Below are 16359 nucleotides of genomic sequence, written 5' to 3'. Positions count from 1 at the left end.
GGACCGGACATGCTGATTTCCCTGTACGCACCGCCCCGCCTGTCCTCGCGCATCTGGCCGGTGGTGCAGCGCAACCTGCTGGTGTGGCGCAAGCTGGCCGTGCCCAGCCTGATCGGCAACATCGCCGAGCCGCTGATCGTGCTGGTCGCCTTCGGCTACGGCCTGGGTGCGCTGGTCGGCGAGGTGGCGGGCATGCCCTACATCGTGTTCCTCGCCTCGGGCAGCATCTGCATGAGCGCGATGAACGCGGCCTCGTTCGAGGGGCTGTACTCGGCCTTCTCGCGCATGCACGTGCAGAAGACCTGGGACGGCATCATGAACGCGCCGGTGTCGCTGGACGACATCGTCTTCGCCGAGATGCTGTGGGCCGCGATGAAGGCGCTGTTCACCTCGGTGGCGATCGCGCTGGTGCTGGTGGCGCTGGGCATCAGCCGGGCGCCGACCCTGGTGCTGGCGCTGCCGCTGCTGTTCCTGGTCGGCATCACGTTCTCGTCGCTGGCGCTGGTGTTCAACGCGCTGGCGAGGAACTACGACTTCTTCACCTACTACTTCACCCTGGTGCTGACGCCCATGACCTTCGTCTCCGGCGTCTACTTCCCGACCGACCAGCTGCCGGGCTGGCTGCAGCAGGTCGCGCCGTGGCTGCCGCTGACCGCGGCCGTCGAGCTGGTGCGCCCGCTGGTGATCGGCCAGTGGCCGCAGCAGGTGGCGGCTCCGGCCGCGGTGCTGGCCGGGTACGCCGCGGTGGGGTACTACGTCGCGCTGGTGCTGACGCGCCGGCGGTTCTTCAAGTGAGCGAGGAGGGGCTGATGAGCGAAGTTCAGGGCCGTCCGCTGCTGGCCTTCAGCACCGTGGCCGACGAGGCCGCGGCCGCCGCGCTGGCGCGGCGCCTGCTGGAAGAGCGCCTGGTGGCCTGCGTCAACATCCTGCCGGGGGTGCGCTCGATGTACTGGTGGCAGGGCCGGATCGAGGAGGGCGGCGAGTGCCTGCTGGTCCTGAAGACCACCGAGGCGCGCTGGCCTGCACTGAAGGCGCGGCTGCCCGAGCTGCACGCCTACGAGGTGCCGGAGCTGATCGCGACGTCGGTCACGGACGGGCTGGAACCGTACCTGCGCTGGCTGGTCTCAGAGATGCAGCAAGGAGACAGGCCATGACCGGTGCCATCCGCTGGCTGCTGGCGGCGTTGCTGGCCCTGGGCCTGGCGGTGCTGGCCGGCGGCGTGCGGGCCGATGACGACGACGATTTCCTCGAGCCGGAGGTGGCGTTCCGCTTCGCCGCCGCGGCGCTGGACGAGCGCACGCTGGAGCTGCGCTTCGACGTCGCCGACGGCTACTACATGTACCGCGAGCAGTTCCGCTTCGCGGCCACGCCGCCCGCGGTGCTGGGCACCCCGGAGATCCCGCGCGGCGAGGTCAAGTACGACCGGACCTTCGAGAAGGACGTCGAGACCCACCGCGGCACGCTGCGCATCCGGCTGCCGGTGGTGCAGGCCGAGGGGCCGTTCCGGCTCACCGTGACCAGCCAGGGCTGCGCCGACAAGGGGCTGTGCTACCCGCCGATGGACCACCACGTCGAGGTCGCGCTGGCCGCCTTCGGCGCGCCGGCCAACCGGGTGGCGCTGCTGACCGAGGCGCAGGCCGAACGCTGGGGTGCGTCCGGCGGTCTGGCCGCCTCGCTGCAGTCGCTCACCGGTGCGGCGCCGGTGCCGGCGAACCTGATCAACACCCGCTCGCCCACCGACAGCGACCGCATCGCCGCGGCGCTGGAGAGCGGGCGGCTGCCCACCGTGGTGGCGGTGTTCTTCGTCGCGGGCGTGCTGCTGTCGCTGACCCCCTGCGTGCTGCCGATGCTGCCGATCCTGTCCTCGATCATCGTCGGGCAGGCCGAGGCCGACGGGCGCCCGGTCAGCCGGGGCCGGGCGTTCGGGCTGGCAGCCAGCTACTCGCTCGGCATGGCGCTGGTCTACACCGCATTCGGCGTCGCCGCGGGGCTGGCGGGCGAAGGGCTGGCGGCCTGGCTGCAGACGCCCTGGGTGCTGGGCGCGTTCGCCGCGCTGCTGGTGCTGCTGGCGCTGTCGATGTTCGGCTTCTACGAGCTGCAGCTGCCCTCGGGCTGGCGCGACCGGGTCCAGCAGGCCTCCGGGCGGCTGCACGGCGGGCGCTTCCTCGCGGTGTTCCTGATGGGCGGACTGTCGGCGCTCATCGTCAGCCCCTGCGTGGCGGCGCCGCTGGCCGGCGCGCTCGTCTACATCAGCCAGACCCGCGACGTGGTGCTGGGCGGGGCGGCGCTGTTCGCGCTGGCCGCAGGCATGAGCGTGCCGCTGCTGCTGATCGGCGCGTCGGCGGGGCGCTGGCTGCCGCGCGGCGGGGCCTGGATGGAGCACGTCAAGCACTTCTTCGGCGCGCTGCTGATCGCGGTGGCGATCTGGATGCTGCAGCCGGTGCTGCCGGGCTGGCTCGCGATGCTGCTGTGGGGCGCGCTGCTGCTGGTGGCCGCGGTCTACCTCAAGGTGTTCGACACGCTGCCGCCCGGCGCGCGCGGCTGGCAGCGCTTCTTCAAGGGCGTGGGCGTGGTGCTGGCGGTGCTGGGCGCGATCCAGCTCGTCGGTGCGGCCTCCGGGGGGCGCGATCCCTGGCAGCCGCTGGCCCACCTGGCCCGCGCCGAGGCCGCGACCGATGCCGGTCCGGGCTTCGAGCCGGTGCGCAGCGTCGAGGAACTGGAGGCCGTGCTGGCCCGCGCCGGCCGGCCGGTGATGCTGGACTTCTATGCCGACTGGTGCGTCTCGTGCAAGGAGATGGAGGCCTTCACCTTCAGCGACCCGCGCGTGCGGGCCAGGCTCGCCAATGCGCTGCTGCTGAAGGCCGACGTCACGGCCAACAACCGCGACGACCGCGCGCTGCTCAAGCGCTTCGGCCTGTTCGGGCCGCCCGGCACGCTGTTCTTCGACGCCAGCGGCCGCGAGCTGCCGCAGCTGCGCGTGATCGGCTTCCAGTCGGCCGACCGCTTCCTGCAGACCCTGGACGCCGCCGGCCTCTAGCCGGCGGGCTTGCCGAAGATCTCACCATGGTCTTGCGTTGCCGGCGAAAAACATGCTATAGTTTTGCTTTCCCGACGCGGGGTGGAGCAGTCTGGTAGCTCGTTGGGCTCATAACCCAAAGGTCGTTGGTTCAAATCCAGCCCCCGCAACCAAATTCCCGAACAGGCCCTCCTTGCGAGGGCCTGTTTTTTTGCGCCTGTTGCTCAGGGATTACCTTGCGTTGACGTCCGTTTGTAACGGTCGTTATCCTGCCTTCGCACCGGGAGGGGAGTGCCTGCCAGGAGGCGGCCGGGGCCAGGCTCCAGCTGCACGTGCCGGCCGCAGACTCCCCGGTCGTTTCGCGGGTGGTGCACCGCGTCAGTGTGGAGAGGGCTTCATGGCAGGGTATTTCGAACTCAAGACCGCGGCGAACGGGCAGTACGTCTTCAACCTGAAGGCGGCGAACCACCAGGTCATCCTGTCGAGCGAGACGTACAAGACCAAGGCGTCGGCGCTGGACGGGATCGCTTCGGTCCAGAAGAACGCGCCCAACGACGCGCGCTACGAGCGCAAGGAAGCCAAGGACGGCTCGCCGTACTTCGTGCTGACCGCCACCAACGGCCAGGTGATCGGGCGCAGCGAGATGTATTCGTCCAGGAGCGCCATGGAAAACGGCGTCGCCTCGGTGAAGGCGCATGCGCCCCAGGCCACGGTCAAGGACCTGACCGCCTGAGGCGGCCTCGGCAGGCGCGGCGCGCCCCCGTTGCCGCGCGCCTGCCCGGATCCCCGGCCGGCCGGGGAAACCGTCACGCAAATCTCACCGGTGTGCACGGGTAAAGATTGGCGTGCAAATGTTTCCCAGTAGGATCGGCGCCGTCTGTGGGGACGCCCGGACTTCCGCGTCCCGCACAGCGGCCAAGAAGCGTTCTCCCCCGCCTGCGCGCGGGGGATCTTTTTTAGCCTTCCTCAAGGCCCGCCCGGCCGCCAGGCGTCCGAGGCCAGCGGCGGGTACGGCAGAATGCCACAGCCGGGTCCGGGGGCCCGGTCGCTCCCTGCCCCCCAGGTCAGGACCAGGGTGGGGGCGTGCCGGCAGGGCACGCCTGCCGGCTTTCGGGCTGGTGCCGGTGCTGCGGCATTGCATTTGCCATACGAGGCTGCCTCGGGGCAGCCGCCGGCCGGCCGCGTGGCCCGGGCCGCGTGGCGGCAACGGCCGCTCAACGAACAACAAGGAGATCGCGTGATGGTGGACCAGTGGTTGCAGGCACAGTCCTTTCTCGGCGTGGTCGTCGACTGGTCGTCCACCCGCGCCCTGCTCGGGTTGTCGCTGGTCGTGATCGCGGGAGCGCTGATCGGCGAAGGAGTGTTCCGCTTCCTGGGGCTGCCGCGCATCGTCGGCTATTCGCTGGTCGGCCTGGGCGTGGCCGTCTCCGGGCATGGCGTGGCGGCCACCGGCGAGATCCCGCCGGTGGTGCGGATGATCCTGGACCTGGCGCTTGCGCTGCTGCTGTTCGAGCTGGGCGCGCGCGTGCGGCTGCGCTGGCTGCGCACCAACCCCTTCCTGCTGGTCACCAGCCTGGCCGAGTCGCTGCTGACCTTCGGCACGGTGTACCTCGCGATGCGCTACCTGGGCCTGGACACGCCGTCGGCCGCCGCAGTGGCGGTGCTGGCCGTGCCGGCCTCGCCCGCGGTGATCGCGCGCGTGGCCTCGGAGTTCGGCGCCGAGGGGCAGGTGACCGAGCGCGTCTACATGCTCTCGGCGCTCAACACGCTGTATGGCGTGTTCGCCAGCAAGCTGCTGCTGGCCTGGCTGGACCTGGACCAGGGGCAGAACCCGGTGCAGGCGATCGTGCAGCCGCTGTACGTGTTCGTCGGCTCCTTCCTGCTCGCCGGGCTGCTCGGCTACGGGGTGGCGCGCGTGGCGCGCGGGCTGGACCTGCGCAACGAGAACGCGACGCTGCTGCTGCTGGGCCTGATCACGCTGGCGCTGGCGCTGACCAAGACCTTCGGCTGGTCGACGCTGCTGGTGCCGCTGATGGCGGGCCTGTGGCTGCGCAACACCACCGAGCGCCCCTGGGTGTGGCCGCGCCACTTCGGCACCGCCGGCGGCGTGCTGGTGCTGATGCTGTTCGTGATCGTCGGGTCGGCCTGGCCGGTCGAGGGGCTGGCCGCGGGCGGCCTGCTCGCGCTGGCGGCGATGGCCGCGCGTGCCGCCGCGAAGTCGGCTGCGGTGTTCATGCTCGGCTGGTTCAGCGGGCAGTCACTGCGGCAGGGCGTGGGCGTGAGCCTGGCGCTGACCCCGCTGTCGGCCACCGCGCTGGTGATGTACGCCGACCTGCAGGGCTCGCATGCGGGCTTTGCCGCGCAGCTGGCGCCGGTGGCGCTCAGCTCGATCGCGATCATGGAACTGCTGGGGGCGCTGGCCGTGCTGGGCGCGCTGCGCAGCGCGGGCGAGATCGCCGCGCGCCGCCCCTGAACCGCCGGTGGACAGGAGACACATCGCATGACGCTCGAAGCCTTCGCACCGTCCCAGCCGCTCACCCTCGGGGTGGAGCTGGAACTGGCCATCGTCAACACGCACGACTACGACCTGTCGCCCAGCTCGGCCGACCTGCTGCGCCTGATGGGCAAGCGCAAGATCCCGGGCGACGTGAAGCCGGAGATGACCGACAGCATGATCGAGCTGTCGACCGGGATCTGCACCGGCTACGACGACGCGCTGTCGCAGCTGACCGAGATCCGCGACGCGCTGGTCGACTGCGCGCGCAAGCTCAACGTGGGGCTGTGCGGCGGCGGCACGCACCCGTTCCAGGACTGGAGCGAGCGGCGCATCTTCAACACGCCGCGCTTCCACATGCTGTCCGAGCTGTACGGCTACCTGTCGAAGCAGTTCACCATCTTCGGCCAGCACGTGCACGTGGGCTGCCCCGGGCCGGACGAGGCGCTGGTGCTGCTGCACGGGCTGTCGCGCTTCATCCCGCACTTCATCGCGCTGTCGGCGTCGTCGCCCTACGTGCAGGGCACTGACACAGGCTTCCATTCGGCGCGCCTGAACTCGGTGTTCGCCTTCCCGCTGTCGGGCCGCGCGCCCTTCGTGACCACCTGGGACGACTTCGGCACCTTCTTCGGCAAGATGACGCGCACCGGCGTGGTCCAGAGCATGAAGGACTTCTACTGGGACATCCGCCCGAAGCCCGAGTTCGGCACCATCGAGGTGCGCGTGCTCGACACGCCGCTGACGATCGAGAAGGCGGCGGCGCTGGCGGCCTACATCCAGTGCGTGGCGGCGTGGCTGTCGAAGGAGCAGCCGTTCCCGCTGGAGGAGGACGACTACCTCGTCTACACCTTCAACCGCTTCCAGGCCTGCCGCTTCGGGCCGGAGGGCACCTTCGTCGACCCGAAGACCGGCGAGCACCGCTCGCTGCGCGAGGACATCCTGTTCACGATGGGGGCGATCGAGCACCACGCGATCGATCTGAAGGCCGACGGCGCGCTGCGCTACCTGCGCAGCGAGCTGCAGCGCCACGGCAACGACGCCACCTGGGCACGCCAGGTGCACGAGCGCGAGCACCTGCTGGCCGAGGTGGTGCGCCAGCAGTGCCTGCGCTGGAGCGGCGACCTGGTGGTCTGAGGCGGGGTGCGTCGCCCGCGGCGGCGTGGCGCAGCGGCACTGCCCGCCGCACGAACCGTTGTTTTGCCGCCTAAGGCCGCGAGGAATCTGCAGCACCGGCCGGGCAAAGTCGCCGTTTTTCTGCGCCCAAAACGGTCAAAATGCTGGTTTTCAGATTTCTCACGAGGTTACTCTCTCATGCATACCTTGAGCCTTGCTATCCCCGCCTTCTGGCAGCGCGCCGCCATGCTGGTGGCGGGTCTCGTGCTGGCCGCCTGCGGCAAGCAGCCTGAGCCGGCTCCCGCCCCGGCGCCCGCCACCGAGGCCGCCGCGCCGGCCCCCGCGCCCGCCCAGGTCTACGTCGTCGGCACCGACGCAGCCTACGCGCCGTTCGAGTCGCAGGACGAGAAGGGCGAGATCGTCGGCTTCGACATCGACGTGGTGCGCGCCATCGCCGAGAAGGCCGGTTTCGAAGTCAAGTTCGTCAACACCCCCTGGGAAGGCATCTTCAACACCCTGCAACAGGGCGACCGCGACTTCCTCGTCTCGGCGATCACGATCACCGACGAGCGCAAGCAGACGATGGACTTCTCCGATCCGTACTTCGACGCCCGCCAGCTGATCGCGGTGCGCCAGGACTCGACGGTCTCCAAGTTCGAGGACCTGAAGACGCTGCGCGTGGGCGTGCAGACCGGCACCACCGGTGACGAGGTCGTGACCAAGCTGCAGGGCAAGAACAGCACGCTGATCAAGCGCTTCGAGTCCACCCCGCTGGCCCTGCAGGAGCTGCAGGCCGGTGGCGTCGACGCCGTGGTGGCCGACAACGGCGTGGTCGAGAACTACGTTGCCAACAACGCGAACGCGCAGTTCAAGACCGTCAGCGACGACTCGTTCGAGGCCGAGCAGTACGGCCTCGCGGTGCGCAAGGGCAACACCGAGCTGCTGGAGAAGCTGAACCAGGGGCTGGCCGCGATCAAGTCGGACGGCACCTACGACCAGATCTACGCCAAGTGGTTCGGCGCCAAGCCGGCGGCCGAAGCGCCGGCGGCGCAGGCACCTGCGGCCGAAGCGTCCAACTGAACGGCTGAGACCAGGAAGTCCCCATCGTGGATTTGCGCTGGGAGATCCTTGCCGGCTACGGGCCGCTGTTCACGGCCGGCCTGTGGATGACGGTCAAGCTCACGCTGGTGGCCATCACCGCGGGCCTGGCCCTGGGCCTGGTGCTGGGCCTGATCAGCAGCTCGCGCAGCGCCCCGCCGCCCAAGTCGGCGTGGGCGCTGGTGCTGCTGAAGCCGGCCCAGTGGCTGACGCTGGCCTACGTCACGTTCTTTCGCGGCACGCCGCTGTTCGTGCAGATCCTGCTGGTGCATTTCGCGCTGATGCCGACCCTGATCCAGCCCGAGCACGGGCTGCTGCTGTCGGGGCAGGCGGCGATCCGCTTCCGCCAGGAGCACGGGGCGTTCTTCTCGGGGGCGCTGGCGCTGACGCTCAACGCCGGGGCCTACATCTCCGAGATCTTCCGGGCCGGCATCCAGTCCATCCACGTCGGACAGACCCAGGCGGCCTACAGCCTGGGGCTCACGCATGCGCAGGCGATGCGCTACGTGATCCTGCCCCAGGCCTTCCGCCGCATGGTGCCGCCGCTGGTCAACGAAGGGGTCACGCTGATCAAGGACTCCTCGCTGGTCTCCGCGATCGGCCTGGCCGAACTGGCACTGGCCGCGCGCACGGTCGCCGGCGCCTACTCCCGCTACTGGGAGCCGTACCTCGCCATCTCGGCGATGTACCTGGTGCTGACGATGGTGCTGTCGATGCTGGCGCGCAAGCTCGAGGCGCCGGCCCACCTGCGCGGGCGCTGAGGCGCGCGCCTCCGACCCGAGTGCGTCGACGCCGGCCCGCAAGGCCGGCGTTTTTCATGGCGCCCTTGAAAAACCATGCCGCCATCCCCATTTGGGCGCCCGCTACCCTTTCCGAGAGCAAAGACGGAACACCGCACACCGGACACGCCATGGACAAACAGACCCTGTCATTCCAAGCCGAAGTCAAGCAGCTGCTGCACCTGGTGGCGCATTCGCTGTACTCGAACAAGGAGATCTTCCTGCGCGAGCTGGTGTCCAACGCTTCGGACGCCTGCGACAAGCTGCGCTTCGAGGCGCTGAACGACAACGCGCTGTACGAGGACCGGCCCAACCTGGAGATCCGCGTCACCTTCGACAAGGCCGCCAGGACCATCACCATCAGCGACAACGGCATCGGCCTGTCGGCGGACGAGGCGATCGCCAACCTGGGCACCATCGCCAAAAGCGGCACGCGCGAGTTCATGGACAAGCTCTCGGGCGACCAGCAGAAGGACGCGCAGCTGATCGGCCAGTTCGGTGTCGGGTTCTACAGCGGGTTCATCGTCGCCGACCGCATCACGGTCGAATCGCGCCGCGCCGGGCTCAAGCCCGAGGAGGGCGTGCGCTGGAGCAGCGACGGCACCGGCGAGTTCGAGGTCGAGACGATCACCCGGCCGCAGCGCGGCACCGACGTGATACTGCACCTGCGCGACAGCGACACCGACTTCCTCAACACCTGGCGGCTCAAGTCCATCATCAACCGCTACTCCGACCACATCTCGCTGCCCATCCTGATGCGCAAGGAGCAGTGGGACAAGGACAAGGGCGAGTACGTGCTGCTGGACGAGTGGGAGACCGTCAACCAGGCTGCGGCCCTGTGGGTGCGCCCGAAGAACGAGATCACGGAGGCGCAGTACCACGAGTTCTACAAGCAGATCAGCTACGATAACGAGCCGCCGCTGGCCTACACGCACAACCGGGTCGAGGGCCGCACCGAGTACACGCAGCTGCTGTTCATCCCGTCCAAGGCGCCGTACGACCTGTGGAACCGCGAGAAGCGCGGCGGCGTGAAGCTCTACGTCAAGCGCGTCTTCATCATGGACGACGCCGAGGCGCTGATGCCGGTCTACCTGCGCTTCGTCAAGGGCGTGATCGACTCGTCGGACCTGCCGCTCAACGTCAGCCGCGAGCTGCTGCAGGAAAGCCGCGACGTGAAGGCCATCCGCGAGGGCTCGACCAAGCGCGTGCTGGGCATGCTCGAGGACCTGGCCGAGAACCACAAGGACAAGTACGCCGCGTTCTGGAAGGAGTTCGGCGCGGTGCTCAAGGAGGGCATCGGCGAGGACCATGCCAACCGCGAGCGCCTGGCCAGGCTGCTGCGCTTTGCCTCCACCCATGCCGACGAGGGCGTGTCGTTCGCCGACTACGTCAGCCGCATGAAGGAAGGCCAGGAGGCGATCTACTACATCACCGCCGAGACGCTGGCCGCCGCGCGCAACAGCCCGCAACTGGAGATCTTCCGCAAGAAGGGCATCGAGGTGCTGCTGCTGACCGACCGGGTCGACGAGTGGATGCTCAGCCACCTGTACGAGTTCGACGGCAAGCCGCTGCAAAGCGTCGCCAAGGGCGCGGTGGACCTGGGCAAGCTGCAGGACGAGGAAGAGAAGAAGAAGGCCGAGGAAGCCGCGGCCGCGATCAAGCCGCTGCTGGAGCGCCTGAAGGAAACGCTGAAGGACAAGGCCAAGGACGTGCGCGTGACGACCCGCCTGGTCGACTCGCCCGCCTGCCTGGTGGGCGAGGAGGGCGACATCAGCGGACACCTGGCGCGCCTGCTCAAGCAGGCCGGCCAGAAGACGCCCGAGGTCAAGCCCATCCTCGAAATCAATCCCGAGCACGCGCTGGTCAAGCGGCTGGAGCGCACCGACCGCTTCGAGGACCTGGCCCACATCCTGTTCGACCAGGCGCTGCTGGCCGAGGGCGGGCAGCTGGATGACCCGGCCGCCTACGTGCGGCGCGTCAACGCGCTGCTGGCCGGCTGAGGATCGCGTCGCACAACGAAAAAGCCGCCCGAGGGCGGCTTTTGTTCATGCTGCGAAGACGCAGTCAGTCCTGGCGGCGGCGACGGCGGGCCATGAAACCGATCGCGCCGAGGCCGGCCAGCATCAGCGCATAGGTTTCCGGCTCGGGTACCGGGACCAGGCTGATGCCCACGACCAAGTCGTCATAGTCGGCGTCGTAGAGGTGGCCATCGTTGAAGCCGAGGATGAAGTCGTACTGGCCGTACGCCGGGTTGCCCGCACCGACCGCCGATCCCGGGACCACCACGTACGAGCCGTAGGCCGAGCTCGGGCCGCCGTTGGCGACGGTGTCACCATCGGTGAGGTCGGTGAACAGGAAGTCCAGCGGGCCGGCCGCCACGTCGAAGGTGTAGCTGGTGCCGACCGCGGTGGTCTGGTTGTCGATCACCGTGCCGCCGGCGAAGGTCAGCGTGTTGTTGTGCCACGCGTCGTCCTTCCCGAGGAAGGTGACGGTCAGCGTGCCGCCCAGCCCGGTGTCCAGCAGACCGTTGAACGTGCCGCTGGACAGCGTGCCCGTGTAGGTTGCCGGCGTGCCGTCATACCCCCCGAACGTGGTGTCCGGCCCGGACACCGAGAGTTGCGCGCTGGCTGCGGTGGTGGCCGCCGCAAGGCCTAGCGCCAGCAGATGACGTTTCATGCAGATCCTCCTGAAGGTAAGAGCCCGGTTCGGGCGATATCGCATGGGGCCCATTCAGGGTAGTCCCCTTGCGACAAGCTTCAGGCCCTCAAGTGAGGGTGCACTTTCGTCTCAGGCGGGCACGGTATTGGCTGTGACTGTTACGGCTCGGACGAGGTGTCCTGCATCGCCTCGACCTGCTCGCGCAGCCGCACGACCTGCTCGGACCAGTACGACGAGCTGCCGAACCAAGGAAACGCGGGGGGAAACGCCGGATCGGACCAGCGGCGCGCGATCCAGGCGCAGTGGTGGACGATGCGCAGCGTGCGCAGCGGCTCGATCAGCTGTAACTCGCGGCGGTCCAAAGACGCAAATTGTTCGTAACCTGCCAACACATCTGCGAGTTGTCGTTGCATTGCGGCGTGGTCGCCGGACAACAGCATCCACAGGTCCTGGATGGCCGGGCCCATGCGGGCGTCGTCCAGGTCCACGAAGTGCGGGCCGGCCGGCGTCCACAGGATGTTGCCGAGGTGGCAGTCGCCGTGCAGGCGCAGCGTGACGAGGTCCGGCACCGCGTCGAAACGCTGCGCGACCAGGTCCAGCGCGCGGGCGAGCGCGTCGTCCCAGGCCGGGCGCACATCGGGCGGCACGCAGTCGTGCGCGGCCAGCCAGTCGCGCGAGGCGATGCCGAAGGTCTGCAGGTCCAGCGGCGGGCGGTGCACGAAGGGCTTGCGGCGCCCGACGGCATGGAGGCGTCCGAGGAACCGGCCCAGCCATTCGAGCGTTTCCGGATCCTCCAGCTCGGGGGCGCGTCCCCCGCGGCGCGGGTAGACCGCGAAGCGGAAGCCGGCGTGTTCGGCCAGCGTGCTGCCGGCAGGCAGCGCGGGCAGGGCCAGTGGCGCGACCACCGGGATCTCCTCGGCGGCCAGCTCCAGCGCGAAGGCGTGCTCCTCGAGGATCTGCGCGTCGCTCCAGCGGTCGGGGCGGTAGAACTTGATGACGACCGCCTCGCCGCTGTCGAGGAAGGCCTGGAACACCCGGTTCTCGTAGGAGTTCAGCTGCAGCAGCCGGCCGTCACCCGGCAGTCCGGCGCGGTCGAGCGCGTCCAGCACCAGGTCGGGCGTCAGGCGGGCGTAGGGGTGCGCGGCGTCGGCGTCGCCGGGCGGGAGGAGGGGGGCAGGGTCGGACATGCGCCCATCCTAGCCGCAGTGCTCAGGCGGGGCGGCGGGCGTCGGCAGAGGGCGTGTCGACCACGACCGCGGCGATGTCCGCATCGCGCGGGGCGGGCGCCGGCGCCTGGGTGTTCAGCGGAGCGAAACCGCTTTCGATCAGCCCGTCGAGGCGGCTGTCGGGGGCGAAGAAGGAATCGGGATAGGCGGACTCCTGCCAGCCGGCGCGCTGCTCGCGGCGACGCTGCACGGTGGTCGACAGCGTCTGGCTGGCCTGGGCCAGCCGGGTCGGCGCCTCCTGCGGCGGCGGGGCGGCAGCCGCCACCGCGCGCGCATGGCCTTCCACGGCGAGCTGCACCTCGGCCAGCGACGGCAGCTGGTCGGCATAGAAGCGCAGGTACTGGACCCGGCAGGCCTGCAGCACCCCGGTCTTGATCGCGGTGGCGCGGCGCGAGGGCAGGTGGCGGCCCTCGATGTCGATGGCCGTCAGCACCCGGCCGTTCGGCGTGCACAGCGCGAAGGTGACATGCAGGGCGCTGATCAGGCTGTGCCAGTAGACCACGCGGGCCGGCTCGGTGGGCTGGGTGAAGCGCGTCAGCGGCAGCTTGGCCAGCACGATGTACTGCGGGAACGCCTCGCGCAGCTGGCGGTGCATGCGGCGCTCGTCGGCCGTGAACACCGGGCGCAGCATCAGGTTCCATTCCCGCGGCAGCGGCACGGCCCGCTTGCGGCTGGTCAGCCAGAGCACGACTCCCGCGCCCAGCGCGGCGGCGCTCGCCAAGGCTGCGATCAGGACCAGGGTCTGCATGACGTCGGAAGCGGAGAAAGAACGTCGAAGGCCGCGGCCGGCGTGCCGCAGGGGGAACGGTCCATGATATCGACGCGGCCGGCGCGCCGGCACCGCCTATACGGGGGAGCGCAAGGGCTCACTTGCGGCGGCAAGGCCCGTCGCGGCTCACTCCAGGCCGCTGATGCGGTGCGTGCCGACGTTGGCCCGGACTTCGGCGATGCCTTCCAGCAGCTTGGCGAAGCGCTGGGCGTGCCGCTTGAGCTGGTAGTCCACCTCGGCGGCCTGGCGTTCGAACAGCTGCTCGACCCGCGTGCCCAGGGTGTCGGGCGGCAGCCGCAGGTAGGCCTGCGCTTCGCTGCCGTCGCGCTCGACGATCGCGCCGGCCTTGCGGGCGATCTTCAGCATCGCGGTGTTCTCGCTCAGCGCGTGGATGTACAGGGTGTCGATCTTGCGGTTGCGGGCGTGGATCACGGCCCGCTCGAACAGCCGTGCGCCGAAGCCGCGGCCGCGCGCCTCCTTGGACACCGAGACGCCGAACTCGGCCATCGCCGGCTGGCCCGGGCGCTGCGGCGCCGGCTCGTAGGCCAGGTGGGCCACCGCGATCAGCTGCAGGCGGCGGTTGAAGATGCCGAACACCTCGTCGCGGTCGAAGTCCAGCGACTCGACGTACTGGCGGATACGGTCGTCCGAGGTGACCTGGCCGAAGCGCAGGTAGCGGTCGTGGTCGTCCAGCGCCAGCAGATGCGCGAGAATGCGGCTGCGGTGCCGCGGCGCCAGCGAGCGGATCGGCACCCAGGCAAAGCGGCGCGCCGCCGAGCGCGCGGGTGCGGCCGGGCGGTCGTGGCGGTCCTGCCGGTAACCCGGTCCGCCGAGCACATCTCCAGGGAAGCCCATCTCCAACTCCGATTAGGGTAAACCCTAGGATACACCACCCAGGCCCGGATTGCAGCGGTTGCTGTGGCGAGCCCGCAATTCCTTGCGGGCTTGCGCGTGCTTTGGGTATACTGCAAGGCTTTCCCGACTTCAACCCAGGGAAGGCTTTGTCCTGCCGTGACAACAGGGGCGCATCCGCGGGCCTGTTGCCAGCGTAGGGAGGGGCAAGGTCGATGCCTAAGAGGCTGCCATTTGGTCCTGCGCGTTCAGGACGGCGAGAAGCAGCACCGACCGCATCGCGGCGCCGCCGGCTCGTGCCGGCGGACATCGGGTTGAGCAAACCAACTTGTGGAACAGCTCATGAAAACCTTCAGCGCCAAACCGGCCGAGGTGAAGCACGAGTGGTTTGTGATTGACGCCACCGACAAGGTGCTCGGACGTGTCGCCAGCGAAGTGGCACGCCGACTGCGCGGCAAGCACAAGGCCATCTACACGCCTCACGTCGACACCGGTGATTACATCGTCGTCGTCAACGCAGACAAGCTGCGCGTCACCGGCAACAAGGCCGAACAAAAGGTGTACTACCGCCACACCGGCTATCCGGGCGGCATCTACGGCACCAAGTTCAAGGACATGCAGGCCAAGCATCCCGGCCGTGCCCTGGAGAAGGCCGTCAAGGGCATGCTCCCGAAGGGGCCCCTGGGCTACGCGATGATCAAGAAGCTGAAGGTGTACGCCGGTGCGACGCACCCGCACACCGCGCAGCAGCCCAAGGTGCTGGAAATCTAAGGAGCGGCGATGATCGGCAATTGGAATTACGGCACCGGCCGCCGCAAGTCTTCCGTGGCCCGTGTGTTCATCAAGAAGGGCACCGGCCAGATCGTGGTCAACGGCAAGCCCCTGGAGCAGTACTTCGGCCGCCAGACCTCGATCATGGTGGTGAAGCAGCCCCTGGTGCTGACCGGCAACGAGGCGGCGTTCGACATCAAGGTCAACGTGCATGGCGGTGGCGAGTCCGGCCAGGCCGGCGCGGTGCGCCACGGCATCACCCGCGCGCTGATCGACTACGACGCGGCGCTGAAGCCCCAGCTGAGCCAGGCGGGCTTCGTCACCCGCGACGCCCGTGAAGTCGAGCGCAAGAAGGTGGGCCTGCACGGTGCCCGCCGCCGCAAGCAGTTCAGCAAGCGCTGATACCCGTTTTCCGGGACATCCTGCTCACGAAGGCCGCCCATCGGGCGGCCTTCGTGCTTCTACAATCCCTCTCTTTCGCATCACTGCCAGAGGCGCCGTCCACGAGGCGGCCGCCCGCGTCGTTCGGAGGTCTGCATGATCAAGGTCGGTATCGTCGGTGGCACGGGCTACACCGGGGTCGAGCTGCTGCGCATCCTGTCCCAGCACCCGCATGCGCGCATCACCGCGATCACCTCGCGCAAGGAAGCCGGCCTGCCGGTGGCCGACATGTTCCCCTCGCTGCGCGGTCGCGTGGACCTGGCCTTCACCACCCCGGACGAGGCGAAGCTGCACGAGTGCGACGTGGTGTTCTTCGCGACGCCCCACGGCGTGGCGATGGCCCAGGCGCGCGAGCTGCTGGCCGCAGGCGTCAAGATCATCGACCTGGCGGCGGACTTCCGCCTCAAGGACACCGCCGAGTTCGAGAAGTGGTACGGCATGCCGCACGCCTGCCCGGACATCCTGGCCGAGGCGGTCTACGGCCTGCCTGAACTCAACCGTGAGGCGATCCGCAAGGCGCGCGTGATCGGCAACCCGGGCTGCTACCCGACCAGCGTGCAGCTGGGCTTCGCGCCGCTGCTGCGTACCCCGGGCTTGGTCGATGCGGGCCACCTGATCGCCAACTGCGCTTCGGGCGTCTCGGGCGCGGGCCGCAAGGCCGAGGTGCACACGCTGCTGGCCGAGGCCTCGGACAACTTCAAGGCCTACGGCGTCAAGGGACACCGGCACGGCCCGGAGATCAACCAGCAGCTGCGCGCGATCGCCGGCGGCGACGGCAGCGTGCACTGCGTGTTCGTGCCGCACCTGATCCCGGCGATCCGCGGCATCCACTCCACCCTCTATGCGCGCCTGACGCCGCAGGGGCAGCAGACCGACCTGCAGAAGCTGTACGAGGACGCCTACCGCGGCGAGCCCTTCGTCGACGTCATGCCGGCCGGCTCGGCGCCCGAGACCCGCTCGGTGCGCGCCTCCAACGTGGTGCGCATCGCGGTGCACCGCCCGGCCGCCGACCTCGCCATGGTGCTGGTGGTCGAGGACAACCTGACCAAGGGCGCGTCCGGCCAGGCCGTGCAGTGCATGAACCTGATGTTCGGGCTGGAGGAGACCGCCGGCCTGAACTTCGTCCCGGTGCTGCCGTAAGC

At 69.2% G+C, this 16359-nt stretch carries 16 protein-coding genes and 1 tRNA gene; 13 read left to right on the top strand and 4 right to left on the bottom strand.

Annotation, left to right across the window (positions count from 1 at the left end; genetic code table 11):
- Positions 1–9 precede the first annotated feature (9 nt).
- From IS481_RS15750 to htpG, 10 genes are all read left to right on the top strand, one after another.
- Entirely contained in the window at positions 10–795 is a 786-nt protein-coding gene (locus IS481_RS15750; RefSeq protein ID WP_104357045.1) for an ABC transporter permease, read from the top strand.
- 14 nt (positions 796–809) lie between these two features.
- A complete protein-coding gene (gene cutA / locus IS481_RS15745; RefSeq protein ID WP_104357044.1) occupies positions 810–1154 on the top strand; it encodes a divalent-cation tolerance protein CutA in 345 nt (114 codons plus the stop codon).
- The gene (gene dsbD, locus IS481_RS15740; RefSeq protein ID WP_104357043.1) at positions 1151–3037 is read left to right on the top strand and encodes a protein-disulfide reductase DsbD; all 1887 of its coding nucleotides are present in this window, start codon (positions 1151–1153) and stop codon (positions 3035–3037) included. Before cutA ends, dsbD begins: the two co-directional genes overlap by 4 nt.
- 75 nt (positions 3038–3112) lie before the next feature.
- A tRNA-Met gene (locus IS481_RS15735) sits at positions 3113–3189 on the top strand.
- A gap of 224 nt (positions 3190–3413) precedes the next feature.
- Entirely contained in the window at positions 3414–3749 is a 336-nt protein-coding gene (locus IS481_RS15730) for a YegP family protein (protein WP_104357042.1), read from the top strand.
- 507 nt (positions 3750–4256) lie between these two features.
- The gene (locus tag IS481_RS15725; RefSeq protein ID WP_104357041.1) at positions 4257–5489 is read left to right on the top strand and encodes a cation:proton antiporter domain-containing protein; all 1233 of its coding nucleotides are present in this window, start codon (positions 4257–4259) and stop codon (positions 5487–5489) included.
- Positions 5490–5516: 27 nt separating this feature from the next.
- Positions 5517–6644: a YbdK family carboxylate-amine ligase gene (locus tag IS481_RS15720; protein ID WP_104357040.1), complete on the top strand. Its 1128-nt coding sequence runs from the start codon at positions 5517–5519 to the stop codon at positions 6642–6644.
- A 177-nt stretch (positions 6645–6821) separates the two neighbouring features.
- Positions 6822–7703, top strand: a complete 882-nt coding sequence (locus IS481_RS15715) for a basic amino acid ABC transporter substrate-binding protein (protein ID WP_104357039.1) — start codon at positions 6822–6824, stop codon at positions 7701–7703.
- Between the two features lie 26 nt (positions 7704–7729).
- Positions 7730–8482, top strand: coding sequence for an amino acid ABC transporter permease (locus IS481_RS15710; protein ID WP_104357038.1), 753 nt, complete (start codon positions 7730–7732; stop codon positions 8480–8482).
- A gap of 149 nt (positions 8483–8631) precedes the next feature.
- Complete coding sequence (gene htpG / locus IS481_RS15705; RefSeq protein WP_104357037.1) at positions 8632–10500, top strand: molecular chaperone HtpG; 1869 nt, start codon at positions 8632–8634, stop codon at positions 10498–10500.
- 64 nt (positions 10501–10564) lie between these two features.
- Here htpG and IS481_RS18430 read toward each other — a convergent pair whose 3' ends face one another.
- The 4 genes from IS481_RS18430 to IS481_RS15685 all read right to left on the bottom strand — a co-directional run bounded on the left by IS481_RS18430 (position 10565) and on the right by IS481_RS15685 (position 14008).
- Entirely contained in the window at positions 10565–11176 is a 612-nt protein-coding gene (locus IS481_RS18430) for a PEP-CTERM sorting domain-containing protein (RefSeq protein ID WP_232529329.1), read from the bottom strand.
- Between the two features lie 140 nt (positions 11177–11316).
- Positions 11317–12345, bottom strand: coding sequence for a serine/threonine protein kinase (locus IS481_RS15695; RefSeq protein ID WP_104357035.1), 1029 nt, complete (start codon positions 12343–12345; stop codon positions 11317–11319).
- 22 nt (positions 12346–12367) lie between these two features.
- Entirely contained in the window at positions 12368–13132 is a 765-nt protein-coding gene (locus tag IS481_RS15690; RefSeq protein WP_104357034.1) for a DUF2726 domain-containing protein, read from the bottom strand.
- A gap of 147 nt (positions 13133–13279) precedes the next feature.
- Positions 13280–14008: a GNAT family N-acetyltransferase gene (locus tag IS481_RS15685; RefSeq protein WP_104357033.1), complete on the bottom strand. Its 729-nt coding sequence runs from the start codon at positions 14006–14008 to the stop codon at positions 13280–13282.
- Positions 14009–14347: 339 nt separating this feature from the next.
- Between IS481_RS15685 and rplM the strand changes: the two genes are divergently transcribed.
- The 3 genes from rplM (at position 14348) to argC (ending at position 16357) form a co-directional block, all read left to right on the top strand.
- On the top strand, positions 14348–14776 hold the full coding sequence (rplM, locus tag IS481_RS15680; RefSeq protein ID WP_104357032.1) for a 50S ribosomal protein L13: 429 nt from the start codon (positions 14348–14350) through the stop codon (positions 14774–14776).
- 9 nt (positions 14777–14785) lie between these two features.
- Entirely contained in the window at positions 14786–15178 is a 393-nt protein-coding gene (rpsI, locus tag IS481_RS15675) for a 30S ribosomal protein S9 (RefSeq protein WP_104357031.1), read from the top strand.
- 135 nt (positions 15179–15313) lie between these two features.
- A complete protein-coding gene (argC, locus tag IS481_RS15670) occupies positions 15314–16357 on the top strand; it encodes an N-acetyl-gamma-glutamyl-phosphate reductase (protein ID WP_104357030.1) in 1044 nt (347 codons plus the stop codon).
- Positions 16358–16359: the final 2 nt, after the last annotated feature.

The sequence above is a fragment of the Caldimonas thermodepolymerans genome, from assembly GCF_015476235.1.
GTDB classification, from domain to species: domain Bacteria; phylum Pseudomonadota; class Gammaproteobacteria; order Burkholderiales; family Burkholderiaceae_C; genus Caldimonas; species Caldimonas thermodepolymerans.
This window is presented reverse-complemented; position numbering and strand designations above follow the sequence as displayed.

What these genes read in the sequence shown, in the direction of transcription:
- IS481_RS15685 (WP_104357033.1), bottom strand. Translation starts at nt 14,008, where the DNA reads ATGGGCTTCCCTGGAGATGTGCTCGGCGGACCGGGTTACCGGCAGGAC.
- rplM (WP_104357032.1), top strand. Translation starts at nt 14,348, where the DNA reads ATGAAAACCTTCAGCGCCAAACCGGCCGAGGTGAAGCACGAGTGGTTT.
- IS481_RS15750 (WP_104357045.1), top strand. Translation starts at nt 10, where the DNA reads ATGCTGATTTCCCTGTACGCACCGCCCCGCCTGTCCTCGCGCATCTGG.
- IS481_RS15695 (WP_104357035.1), bottom strand. Translation starts at nt 12,345, where the DNA reads ATGTCCGACCCTGCCCCCCTCCTCCCGCCCGGCGACGCCGACGCCGCG.
- dsbD (WP_104357043.1), top strand. Translation starts at nt 1,151, where the DNA reads ATGACCGGTGCCATCCGCTGGCTGCTGGCGGCGTTGCTGGCCCTGGGC.
- rpsI (WP_104357031.1), top strand. Translation starts at nt 14,786, where the DNA reads ATGATCGGCAATTGGAATTACGGCACCGGCCGCCGCAAGTCTTCCGTG.
- IS481_RS15725 (WP_104357041.1), top strand. Translation starts at nt 4,257, where the DNA reads ATGGTGGACCAGTGGTTGCAGGCACAGTCCTTTCTCGGCGTGGTCGTC.
- htpG (WP_104357037.1), top strand. Translation starts at nt 8,632, where the DNA reads ATGGACAAACAGACCCTGTCATTCCAAGCCGAAGTCAAGCAGCTGCTG.
- cutA (WP_104357044.1), top strand. Translation starts at nt 810, where the DNA reads ATGAGCGAAGTTCAGGGCCGTCCGCTGCTGGCCTTCAGCACCGTGGCC.
- IS481_RS15690 (WP_104357034.1), bottom strand. Translation starts at nt 13,132, where the DNA reads ATGCAGACCCTGGTCCTGATCGCAGCCTTGGCGAGCGCCGCCGCGCTG.
- IS481_RS15730 (WP_104357042.1), top strand. Translation starts at nt 3,414, where the DNA reads ATGGCAGGGTATTTCGAACTCAAGACCGCGGCGAACGGGCAGTACGTC.
- IS481_RS15715 (WP_104357039.1), top strand. Translation starts at nt 6,822, where the DNA reads ATGCATACCTTGAGCCTTGCTATCCCCGCCTTCTGGCAGCGCGCCGCC.
- IS481_RS15720 (WP_104357040.1), top strand. Translation starts at nt 5,517, where the DNA reads ATGACGCTCGAAGCCTTCGCACCGTCCCAGCCGCTCACCCTCGGGGTG.
- IS481_RS18430 (WP_232529329.1), bottom strand. Translation starts at nt 11,176, where the DNA reads ATGAAACGTCATCTGCTGGCGCTAGGCCTTGCGGCGGCCACCACCGCA.
- argC (WP_104357030.1), top strand. Translation starts at nt 15,314, where the DNA reads ATGATCAAGGTCGGTATCGTCGGTGGCACGGGCTACACCGGGGTCGAG.